This window comes from Mesorhizobium sp. M1E.F.Ca.ET.041.01.1.1 (assembly GCF_003997355.1).
GTDB lineage: Bacteria > Pseudomonadota > Alphaproteobacteria > Rhizobiales > Rhizobiaceae > Mesorhizobium.
On sequence record NZ_RZSL01000161.1, the window covers coordinates 1 to 11,229 of the forward strand.

Genomic DNA, 11,229 nt, shown 5'->3' on the forward strand with positions numbered 1-11,229 from the left:
TCCATATGCCCTATCGAGCGCTCTCCCAGGAAGGAGGCGCGCCCGCGCAGGGCCTTCATCGGCACGGTGGCGTCAGCCGCCCGATCGGCGGTATCGGCGATTTCCGTGGCAGTTTTGCCTTGCGCCAGCGCCTCATACACCGGCTGCAGCACGTCGAGCATGGTTTTTTGTCCGGGCTGCGATTTGCCGCGCGCGGCGACCGCTTCGACCGCCTTGCCGAATGCCGCCGTCAGCGCGGCGCGGTCGGGTACCGCGGGCAGTTCCTTGCCGAGCGCCATGAACAGCGTGCCGAACAGCGGACCCGAGGCGCCGCCGACGGTCATCACCAGCTTGGTGCCGACCGCCTTCAGTGCATCCGGCAGCGGTTTCGCAGCGATTGCCTCCGCCTCGGCGCGCACGGCCTCGAAGCCGCGCCTCATATTGAGCCCATGGTCACCGTCGCCGATCGCCTGATCGAGCGCTGTCAACTCGTCGGCATGCGCCGCGACCGTATCCGTCGCCGCCGCGATCAGTCTGGAGAAATCGGAAGCGGCCATTCTCTGTCCTTCATGCCGGGGCGAACATGGCCGCCACGGCCGCGAACACTTCGGCGACTGCAAAAGCGCCCGGGTCCGCGATGTCAAGCTGCCGGCCGATATAGGCGGAGCGGCCGGCCTTCGCCCTCTGCATCGCGGCGGTCGCCTCCGCGCCGTGCCGCGCGGCCGACGCGGCCGCTTCCAACCCGCTTGCGTCGAGCGCTTTCAGCGCCGGCTCCAGCGCATCGACCATGGTGCGGTCGCCGACCTTCGCGCCGCCGTAGAAAGTCATCCGGTCGAGGCCTGCGAGCAACGCCTTGCCGAGCGGGGCTCCGCCCTTGAGCGACTGCGCCGCCGCGGTGAAGAAGATCGACAACAGCACGCCGCTCGAACCGCCCATCGAGGTGCCCAATATATCGCCGATTGTGGCGAGAGTTGCGCCCCGGTCGGCGAGCGGAAGCGTGTCGGCGCGGTCGAGCACGCTGCGCGCGCCGGTTGCTACCGTCGACCCTGTGTCGCCGTCGCCCGCCTTGGCGTCGAGGCTGTTCAGGGGTTCTTCGAGCGAGATCAGCTTCTCGCAGATCGCGGTGATCAGCCGCTCGACGCCGGGATCGCGGCTGGCCGTCATGGCGGCATCGCGGCCGGCAGACTTGGCGACCGCCAAGACGACCGGTTGGCGAACCGGCTTTGCCGGCAACCAGGCATGCGGGCCGACGGGCGCCAGCAGCGCCGCCTCGCGGTCCGCGTCCAGCCTGATCAGTGACAGCGAAAAGCCGTTCATGTTGAGCGCGGTCATCAGGTGCCCAGGCCCGATCGTCAGCGCCACCGCCTTTGCCAGCGACGAAGACAGCACGGCATTCGCGATCAGCGACATTTCGAGCGGCGGCACCGATCCGAGATTGTTGATCAGCAGGGCGTAACGGCTGTGCGGATCGAGCCGCGCCGCGAGGCGTTCCGCCATGATGGCGACCAGCTTGCTGGCAGCCTCCAGGGCGATGCGCTCGACGCCAGGCTCGCCGTGGATGCCGAGGCCGAGCTCGCCGTCGTCGTCGCCGAAGCGGTCTTCATGCGCCTGTCCGGGGATCGAGCAGGAGGAGAGCGAGATGCCCAGCGAAACAATGTCTTTCGCCGCCGCGCGCGCCGCGGCAGCAACCGACGCCAGGTCATGACCGGTTTCGGCGAGATGCCCGGCGATCTTATGCACGAACAGCGTGCCGGCGACGCCGCGCGGCTGCGCGATATCGGGGAGCGCGATGTCGTCACCGACGATCACCATCTCGACCGCAAAACCTTCGGCGCGCGCCTTCTCGGCGGCGAGGCCGAAATTGAGGCGGTCGCCGGTGTAGTTCTTGACGATCAGCAGGCAGCCGGCCGGTCCGGTCGTGGCGCGGATCGCCGCCAGCACGGCCTCGACGCTGGGCGAAGCGAAGATCTCGCCCGAGACGGCGGCCGTCAGCATGCCGGCGCCGACGAAGCCCGCATGCGAGGGCTCGTGCCCTGCGCCGCCGCCGGAAACGACGGCGACCTTCGTCTTGTCCCAGTCGGCGCGCAGCACGACCTTGATCTCCGGATAGCCGTCGAGGCGCGCCAGCGTGCCGGAGCCGGCAGTGGCGAGAAACCCGTCCAGCGCTTCGGTGACGATCGAGTCCTTGCGGTTGAAAAAGTGCTTCATGGATTCAGTCCAGTCCGTATCTGCGGGTCGTCAAAAAGGTGTGTGTTCGCCGGCTACATCAGCCTTTGCCCGTCCGAGCCGAAATAAAGCGGCGAGCGATAGCGGATCGTCACTCTGTCCCCCTTTTCGAGTGGCGTGTCGGGATCGGTCAGCGTCACCTAAGCTTCCTAGGCCCGACCGTCACATGCAGATGGTTCTGGTCGCCGAGATGCTCGACCCAGTCGACGACGCCATCGGCATGTCCATTCGCCGCCTTCTCGATCGACAGATGCTCGGTGCGTGCGCCGATGGTCGTCGTGCCGGTCGGCGCGCCGCCTTCCGGCAGCAGCCCGGCCGGCAACAGGTTGATCGCCGGCTGGCCGAGACGGGCCGCGACATGAAGGTTTGCCGGCTCCGAATAGATCGCGCGCGGCGTGCCGATCTGCACCAGCACACCATCGGCCAGGATGCCGATACGGTCGGCCATGGTCATCGCCTCGATCTGGTCGTGCGTGACATAGAGCATGGTGGCGCCGAGCTCGGATTGGATGCGCTTCAGCTCGAGCCTGAGATCGGCGCGCAGCTTGGCATCGAGCGAGGACAGCGGCTCGTCCATCAGGTAGATCGCGGGCTTGCGCACCAGCGCGCGGCCGATGGCGACGCGCTGCATCTCGCCGCCCGACAGTCTGGTCGAGCGATTCTGGAGCTTGTGGTCGATGCGCACCATTCGCGCTACTTCCTCGACGCGGCGGCGGATCGCCTCTTCGGGAAAGCGCCGCGCCGGCGAGCGCAGCGGGAAGGCGAGATTGTCGAAGACCGAAAGATGCGGGTAGAGCGAATATTGCTGGAAGACGAACGCGGTGTCGCGCTCGGCCGGCGACAGCGTCGTCGCGTCGTGCCCGCCAATGCGGATCGTGCCGCTGTCAGGCCGCTCCAGCCCGGCGATCAGCCTGAGCGTCGTCGTCTTGCCGGCGCCGGTCGGGCCGAGCAGCACGACGAATTCGCCGTCCTTGATCTGAAGGTCGAGATCGCTGACGGCGACTGTCTCGCCGAAGCTCTTGGTCACCCGATGGACGTGGACGTCAGCCATGACGCGCCTCCGCTGCCTGATCATGCATGGCGGTCTTCACCGCGCGTCCAGTGCCTTTCTCGAACAGCGACAGCCGCGCGCTGCTCAACGCCAGCCCGACCTGCTCGCCGGGGGTGAGATGGATGCCGGCCGGCACCCGGGCCTTGATGACGCCGTCGGCCGTCTCCACCGCGACGATCTGCGTGGTGCCGAGATATTCGGTGCCATAGATCGCGCCGCGCAGCTTGGAGGAATCGTCGAAGCGTATGTGCTCGGGCCGGATGCCGAGCGCCATGTCGGCGGGCGCCACGTCCTCGCGCACCTCCGGCACCGCCACCTTGGCGCCCTGCACGACGATCTCCTTCGCGCCCCTGGCGAGCCCGCCGCCGAAACGCAAGAAATTCATCGGCGGCGAGCCGATGAAGTCGGCGACGAACATCGTCGCCGGCCGGTCGTAGATTTCGCGTGGGCTGCCGAACTGTTCGATCACGCCGTGGTTCATCACCGCTATTTTGTCGGCCATCGACATCGCTTCCATCTGGTCGTGCGTGACATAGACCGTGGTGGCGTGAATGCGGTTGTGCAGCTCGCGCAGCTCATGGACCATCAAATCGCGGAATTCGGTATCGAGCGTGCCGAGCGGCTCGTCCATGAGAAAACATTTCGGACGCCGCACGATGGCGCGGCCAAGCGCGACGCGCTGGCGGTCGCCGCCGGCGAGGCCGGAGACGGACTTGTCGAGCAAGTGGTCGATGCGCAGGAGCTTCGCCGTTTCCTCGACGCGGGCGCGGATCTCGGCCGACGCCATGCCTTGCGCCAAGAGCGGAAAGCCGATGTTCTTGCGCACATTCATATGCGGATAAAGCGCGAAGAGCTGGAAGACGAAAGCGATGTCGCGCTCGCGGGCGCGGCGCATGGTGACATCCTCGCCGCCGAGCAGGATCTTGCCGCCGGTCGGCAGCTCGAGGCCGGCGATCATCCTCAGCGTCGTCGTCTTGCCGCAGCCCGACGGCCCGAGCATGACGAAGAACTCGCCGTCCTCGACGACGAAGTTGGAATCCTGCACGGCGACGAACGCGCCGAAGGCTTTCCTCAGATTCTGAACACGGATCTCGGCCATGGCTATTCCGGGAATTTCGAAACGATGATGAACATGGCGGTGCCGGCGAGCATGGTGATGAAGGAATAGCTGTAGAGCGACAGCGCGAAGGGCTGGAACAGCATCAGGAAGCCGATGGCGATCAGCGCCGTCGCGATGTTTTCCATCAGCCCGCGCCTTGCCCAGCGGGGCCAAGATGAGCGCTTTGAGACAACAGTGCGGCTCATGCGTTCCTCCCGTCCTTCTCCCCGTTTATGGGGAGAGATGGTTGCCAGGTGGTTCCCCCACTCCGTCGCTGCTTCGCAGCGCCACCTCTCCCCCCTCCGGAGGGAGCGGAAGGGAGCCAGGCTGAATGAAGTTCGCGCCCTTCCTCTCCCCCGTCGATCGGGGGAGAGGTGTCGAGCGAAGCTCGACGGAGTGGGGGTCGACTTTGTCCCACATCTATCATTTGCGCACCGCGCCGAAGGTGATGCCGCGCAAGAGTTGCTTGCGGAGCAGGATGGTGAAGACGAGGATCGGCACCAGGAAGATCGTCGTGCCGGCGGCCACCGCCGGCCAGTCCTGGCCGCCTTCGCCGATGATGGTCGGGATGAAGGGCGGCGCGGTCTGCGCTGTGCCGGAGGTCAGAAGCGCGGCGAACGCATATTCGTTCCAGGCGAAGATCAGGCAGAAGATGGCGGTCGCGGCAATGCCGGTGGTCGCCTGCGGCAGCACGGTGCGCCAGAAGGCCTGCAGCCTTGTGTAGCCGTCGATCATCGCCGCTTCCTCGTATTCGCGCGGGATCTCGTCGATGAAGCCCTTGAGCAGCCAGACGGCTAAAGAGACATTGACCGCGGTGTAGAGCAGGATCATGCCGAGCGCGGTGTCGGAAAGGCCGATCTCGCGGTACATCAGGTAGATCGGGATCGCCACCGCGATCGGCGGCATGAAGCGCGTCGACAGGATGAAGAACAAAAGGTCGTCGGCTAAAGGCACCTTGAAGCGCGAGAAGCCATAGGCCGACAGCGTGCCGAGGAACACCGCGCAGAAGGTCGAGCCGAAGGCGATGATCAGCGAGTTGACGAAGCGCGGCAGGAAGTTCGACGGCCCGGCGATGACCATGTTGCGCTTGCGCACCGTCTCGTCGCAGAAGCCGGTCGCCGGCCCGAGCGCGTTGATATATTCCGGCGTCTGCCTGGTGCGGGTGGTGAACAGGTTGCAATAACCCTCGATGCTGGGCTGGAACACGATCTTCGGCGGGTAGGCGATCGAATCCGGTGGCGTCTTGAAGCTGGTGGCGAAGATCCACAAGAGCGGCACGATCGAGATCAGCGCATAGCCGACGACGAACGCGCCGGCGATCCGCTTCGCGTTAGACGACGGCGCTACGACGGAATGGGCGGTGGTCAGGCTCATCTCTGCTTCACCTTGTTGAGCGCCTTGACGTAGATGTTGGCGAGGCCAAACACGGCGACGAAGAGGATGATGGCGAAGGCCGAGGAATAGCCGGTGCGCCAGCTCTCGAAGGCCTGCCGCTTCAGCGTGATCGAGGCGACCTCGGTGGTCGAGCCCGGACCGCCGCCGGTCAGGAGGTTCACCATGTCGAACATCTTGAAGTTCTCGATGCCGCGGAACAGCACTGCAAGCATGATGAAGGGCAGCGCCATCGGCAGCGTGATCGACCAGAACTGCCGCCAGTTGGACGCGCGGTCGACCTCGGCCGCCTCATAGATATATTCGGGGATCGAGCGCAGGCCCGCGAGGCAGATCAGCATCACGTAGGGCGTCCACATCCAGGTATCGACGATGATGATCGCCCACGGCGCCAACTCGACATTGGACAGCATCTGCACATTCGTCGGCGGGATGCCTGTTAGGAACGAAACCGCATAGGCGAACAGCCCGATCTGCGGCTCGTAGAGGAAGCGCCAGAAATTTCCGACCACCGCCGGCGACAGCATCATCGGCACCAGGATGATCGTCGTCCAGAAGGCGTGGCCGCGGAATTTCCTGTCGATCAGCCAGGCCAGCGTAAAGCCGATCACCGTCTGCAGAAGGATGGTCCAGAACACGAAATGCGCCGTCGTCTGCATGGCGATCCAGATGTCCTGGTCGCCGAGGATGCGCCGGTAGTTGGCGAGCCCGAGATTCTTCACCGCCTCGTTGGGGCGGTTGGCGCGGTAGTTGGTGAAGGAGAGATAGATCGCCCAGAACAGCGGGAAGATGTTGATGGCGAGCAACAAAAGGATCGTCGGCGAGATGAACAGCCAGGCGAGGCCCTTGTCGCTGATGCCCCGGATCCTCTTGGCCAACGGCTCGGGCGTGGCCCGGGCAACATTGTCCGCAGTCCGATTGAGCATGGTTAGTCCTGCTTCGGTCACGTCAAGTCTCGACAATGGAATTTATCTGAACTGCGTCCCGTGCCAAGGGCGGCACGGGACGCCTCGATCAAGCTCGGGAGGAGCCTTACATCTTGCCGTCGTCCTGGAAGACCTGCGTCCAGTCCTTGACGAGACCGTCCAGCGCGTCCTTGGCCGAGCCCTGGCCGGCGACGACATAGTCGTGGAAGCGCTTCTGCGAGGCCTGCAGCAGCGGCGCGTAGCTCGGCTCGGCCCAGAAGTCCTTCACGACGGCCATCGAGTCGAGGAAGGCCTGCGCATAGGGCTGGCTGGACGGGAACTTCGGGTCCTTGACGACGGAGTTCAGGCAGGAATAGCCGCCGAGCGACCACCACTTGGCCTGCACGTCCTTGTTGGCGAACCACTTGATGTATTTCAGGGCCGATTCCTGCTTGTCGGAGTATGAGACCACCGAAATGCCCTGGCCGCCGAGCTGGGCGAACTGGTCGCCGTCGGGACCTTTAGGGTTGACGAAGTAACCGATCTTGTCGCCGCCGACATTCTCGTCCTTCTGCAGGCCGGGCCAGGTGAAGGCGAAGTTCATATGCATCGCCACCTGTCCGGATTTGAAGGCGTCGACGCCTTCGCCCATGTAGGCATTGGAGGAACCAGGAGGCGTGCAGCAGTCGTAGAGCGCCTTGTAGAATTCCAGTCCCTTCACCGATTTCTCGGAGTTGACGAAGCCGTCCATCTCGTAGGGCTTCTTCGGGTTCTCATACTGGAAGCCGTAGCTGTAGAGCACGTCCATGGCGCCCATGGTGATGCCTTCGGAGCCGCGTTCGGTATAGATCGAGGCGCCGTAGACCGTCTTGCCGTCGATCTGCCGCTTCTGGAAGAATTCGGCGATCTGCTTCAACTGGTCGAAGGTCGTCGGCGGGGCGAGGTCCCAGCCATACTTTTCCTTGAACTCCTTCTGCAGCTCGGGCCGCGAGAACCAGTCCTTGCGGTAGGTCCAGCCGACCACGTCGCCCATGGCCGGCAGCGCCCAGTAGTTCGGCGTGTTCTTCGGCCATTCGGAATAGCCGACCACGGTCGCCGGCACGAAGTCGTCCATGCTGATCTTCTCCTTGTCGAAGAAGTCGTTCAGCTTGACGTAGTGGCCGTTCTCGGCGGCGCCGCCGATCCACTGGCTGTCGCCGATGATCAGGTCGCAGAGCTTGCCGTGCGAGTTCAGCTCGTTGAGGAAGCGGTCGGCATAGTTGGTCCACGGCACGAATTCGAACTTCATGCCGATGCCGGTCTCCTTGGTAAAATCCTTGGACAGCTCCACGAGCGCGTTGGCCGGGTCCCAGGCGGCCCAGCAAAGCGTCAGGTCTTCCGCATGCGCGGCGTTCGAGACGGCTGTCGACGCGAGTGCCGCCGAGGTTAGTCCCAACGCCAGTTTCCAGGTCGATTTCATGCCTTACCTCCCATTTGCGAAACGCGTCCGGATGACGGTTTCAAAAGCCCTCAACCCTCGCTCCTCCGAGGGGCCAAACATGACGCGCAATGCGCTGCCGATGTTTAGTAATTTGTTTAGTGATGCTCTTTTTACTAAACAAGGCAAGCGAATTCGTTGCTGCGCCGCAGCATGATGAAAACGGTGCTTGAAATCGTTGGGAAATAACTGCCGGTCGCTCCGACCGGATCGTCGTCAGCCGGCTACTTGGCGCTCTTCGTGCTGACCGTCACCGGCCGGATCGGAGGTGCCGGCGGCAGCAATTCGCGTATGTCGGCGAACGGGAAGACTGGCTCGACGCGGAAGGCCTCGGCCAGCGCGCCGTGCGCGCCGTTGCACTGGCCGGCACGGAATTCGTTCTGTGTGCGCGCACCCGCGACGAAACGCTCTGGATCCTGCGAGCGATGCGCGCGGATCGCTTGCGCCTTGACGTCCCAATGGGCGGAGATGTCGACGTAATGCGTCGGCGAAAAACCGGTGCCGCCGAGCGTATCGGCATGCAATATCGGCACCGCGAAGGAGGCCGCGACGCGCACGCCGTCCGACAGCGCGCGATGGTCGCCATGATAGTCGTTGGGCGCGTGGGTGATCGCGAGATCGGGCTTCACTTCGCCGATCAGCGCCTTCAACGCCGCAATGAGCGCGGCATCAGCAACCAGTGCACCGTCGGGGAAGTCAAGGAACCGCGGCGTGACGCCGAGCAGGCCGGCCGCTCTGGTCGCCTCCTCGCGGCGCGCGCGAACGAGCATCGCCGGATCGCCCTTGCCGCCCTTGGCGCCGTCCGTGGCTATCGCAAAAGTGAGCTCTGCGCCTAGCGCGGCATAGGCGGCCATCGTACCGAACATGAAGATCTCGATGTCGTCGGGATGCGCCCCCAGCGCCAGTATCTTCACTCTTTTTCTCCCGGAAATGAAACGTGCCGAACGGAATTCTGCTCGCTCTGATCGCCTATGCAAGCTATTCGTGCAGCGACGCCGTCATCAAGAGCCTGGGCGGGCAGTTCACGGTCTTCGAGATCGGCTTCTTCGTAACCTTGTTTGCCGGCTGTTTCCTGTTCTTCACCCGTCCCGCCGATGACCGGTGGCGTGACTTCTGGCGCACCAAACGCCCATGGGCCGTGCAGGCCCGTGCCTGGGCGGGCATCGCTTCGGGCGTGCTCAGCGTCTATGCTTTCACCACCATTCCGCTGGCCGAAGTCTACGCGTTGATCTTCCTGGCGCCGCTGTTCGTCACCATCCTCTCCACCGTCATCCTGAAGGAGAGGGTCGGCCCCTGGCGGTGGCTGGCGGTGGTTGCCGGCTTTGCCGGCGTCATGCTGGTTGTACGGCCGGGCTTCTGCGAGTTGCATCTAGGCCACCTCGCGGCCTTCGCCATCGCATTCCTCGCCGCGACCAGCGTCATCCTGATGCGCTCGCTGGCGCAGCAGGAAAAGCGTACGACGATGCTTGGCGTGCTGATCGGCTACGGCCTCGTCTTCAACGGCCTTGGCGCCGCGGCGACGTCGTTCACCGTGCCGGACGCCAAGCAGTTGGTCTGGCTGATCATGGCCGGGGCGTTCACCGCCTGCGGCCAGCTTCTGCAGCTTCTGGCGGCCAAATACGCGCCGGCCAACCGGATCGCGCCGACGCATTATTCGCAGATTGTCTGGGCGGTGATCCTGGGCTCGCTGTTCTTCCACGAATATCCCGACATGCTGACGCTGGTCGGCCTTGCTGTGCTTGGCGCCTCCGGCCTGCTCACCATGGTGCGCGAGGAGGTGCGGCTGGGCACCGTGCGCTGGAACCCTTTTACGCGCACAAGGCTCTGAGCAATTCCAGGACTGGTTGCGTACCGTGTACGGCCGCTGATATGCGGGCGGCATGAAGACAGGATCGCTGCCGGAACTCCCGGTATCCGCCGTGCTGCCGGCGCTGGGCGCCGCGCTCGCCGAGCGCAACGGCGCCGTGCTGGTGGCGCCCCCCGGCGCCGGCAAGACCACGCTGGTGCCGCTGGCGCTGCTCGACGCGCCTTGGCTAGGGGACGGCAAGATCGTGCTGCTCGAGCCGCGCCGGCTGGCGGCCCGCGCCGCCGCCCGCCGCATGGCCGAGCTGCTCGGCGAGGAGCCTGGCGGCACCGTCGGTTATGCGATGCGCATGGAGAACCGCACCTCGGCGCGGACAAAAGTCCTTGTCGTCACCGAGGGCGTGCTCTCCCGCATGATCCTAGACGATCCGGAACTGCCGGGCGTTTCGGCGCTGATCTTCGACGAATTCCATGAACGCTCGCTCGACGGCGATTTCGGCCTCGCGCTGGCGCTCGATGTGCAGGGCGCGCTGCGGCCCGATCTGCGCCTGCTGGTCATGTCGGCGACGCTCGACGGCGCGCGCGTCGCAAAACTCCTGGCCGGAGCGCCGGTGATCGAAAGCGAAGGCCGCGCTTATCCCATCGAGATCAGCTACGACGAGCGGCCGGCCGGCGTGGCCATCGAGGACGCGATGGCCAAGGCGGTCCGTTCCACTCTCGCCTCCGAGCAGGCAGCGTGCTCGCCTTCCTGCCTGGACAGCGCGAGATCGAGCGCACGGCCGAGCGGCTTCTGGGCAATGTCGCGGCCGACACCGATATCGTCCCGCTCTACGGTCAGCTCGACAACAGAACGCAGGACGCCGCGATCAAGCCGGCCCCAGTCGGCCGCCGCAAGGTGGTGCTGGCGACCTCGATCGCCGAGACCTCGATCACCATCGACGGCGTGCGTGTCGTCATCGATTCCGGCCTGTCGCGTCTGCCGCGCTACGAGCCGGCCAGCGGCCTGACCAGGCTGGAGACGGTGCGCGTCAGCAAGGCTTCCGCCGACCAGCGTGCCGGCCGCGCCGGCCGCACCCAACCCGGCGTCGCCATCCGGCTGTGGCGCGCCGAGCAGACGGCTGCGCTTCCTGCCTTCACGCCGCCGGAAATCCTCGAGGCCGACCTTTCCGGCCTGCTGCTAGACTGCGCCGCCTTCGGCGTTGCCGATCCGTCGAGCCTGGCCTTTCTCGACCCGCCGCCGGCGCCCGCGCTCAACGAGGCGAGGGTTCTGCTTAAGGCGCTGCACGCCATAGATGAC

At 65.2% G+C, this 11,229-nt stretch carries 9 protein-coding genes and 2 pseudogenes; 2 read left to right on the top strand and 9 right to left on the bottom strand.

Annotated elements, in window-relative coordinates; genetic code table 11:
• The 9 genes and pseudogenes from dhaL to EOA38_RS15530 form a co-directional block, all read right to left on the bottom strand.
• The coding region (gene dhaL, locus EOA38_RS15490; RefSeq protein ID WP_127299605.1) for a dihydroxyacetone kinase subunit DhaL at positions 1-536 on the bottom strand (536 nt) is incomplete at its 3' end.
• Positions 537-546: 10 nt separating this feature from the next.
• On the bottom strand, positions 547-2,187 hold the full coding sequence (locus EOA38_RS15495; RefSeq protein WP_127299606.1) for a dihydroxyacetone kinase subunit DhaK: 1,641 nt from the start codon (positions 2,185-2,187) through the stop codon (positions 547-549).
• A 53-nt stretch (positions 2,188-2,240) separates the two neighbouring features.
• Positions 2,241-3,256 (bottom strand): annotated as a pseudogene (locus EOA38_RS15500) (ABC transporter ATP-binding protein).
• Entirely contained in the window at positions 3,249-4,355 is a 1,107-nt protein-coding gene (locus tag EOA38_RS15505) for an ABC transporter ATP-binding protein (RefSeq protein WP_127299607.1), read from the bottom strand. The pseudogene EOA38_RS15500 and the gene EOA38_RS15505 overlap by 8 nt, the downstream one beginning before the upstream one ends.
• A gap of 2 nt (positions 4,356-4,357) precedes the next feature.
• On the bottom strand, positions 4,358-4,561 hold the full coding sequence (locus tag EOA38_RS15510) for a hypothetical protein (RefSeq protein ID WP_127299608.1): 204 nt from the start codon (positions 4,559-4,561) through the stop codon (positions 4,358-4,360).
• A gap of 217 nt (positions 4,562-4,778) precedes the next feature.
• A complete protein-coding gene (locus EOA38_RS15515) occupies positions 4,779-5,729 on the bottom strand; it encodes a carbohydrate ABC transporter permease (protein ID WP_127299609.1) in 951 nt (316 codons plus the stop codon).
• Entirely contained in the window at positions 5,726-6,694 is a 969-nt protein-coding gene (locus EOA38_RS15520) for a sugar ABC transporter permease (RefSeq protein ID WP_189350405.1), read from the bottom strand. The genes EOA38_RS15515 and EOA38_RS15520 overlap by 4 nt, the downstream gene beginning before the upstream one ends.
• Before the next feature lie 85 nt (positions 6,695-6,779).
• Positions 6,780-8,111, bottom strand: a complete 1,332-nt coding sequence (locus tag EOA38_RS15525; protein ID WP_126090526.1) for an ABC transporter substrate-binding protein — start codon at positions 8,109-8,111, stop codon at positions 6,780-6,782.
• Positions 8,112-8,353: 242 nt separating this feature from the next.
• Complete coding sequence (locus EOA38_RS15530) at positions 8,354-9,043, bottom strand: PIG-L deacetylase family protein (protein WP_127299610.1); 690 nt, start codon at positions 9,041-9,043, stop codon at positions 8,354-8,356.
• 23 nt (positions 9,044-9,066) lie between these two features.
• Here EOA38_RS15530 and EOA38_RS15535 point away from each other — a divergent pair, with 23 nt between their 5' ends.
• Both EOA38_RS15535 and hrpB read left to right on the top strand, forming a co-directional pair.
• Complete coding sequence (locus tag EOA38_RS15535; protein ID WP_127299611.1) at positions 9,067-9,957, top strand: DMT family transporter; 891 nt, start codon at positions 9,067-9,069, stop codon at positions 9,955-9,957.
• Between the two features lie 52 nt (positions 9,958-10,009).
• Positions 10,010-11,229 (top strand): annotated as a pseudogene (gene hrpB / locus EOA38_RS15540) (ATP-dependent helicase HrpB); the annotation flags it as partial.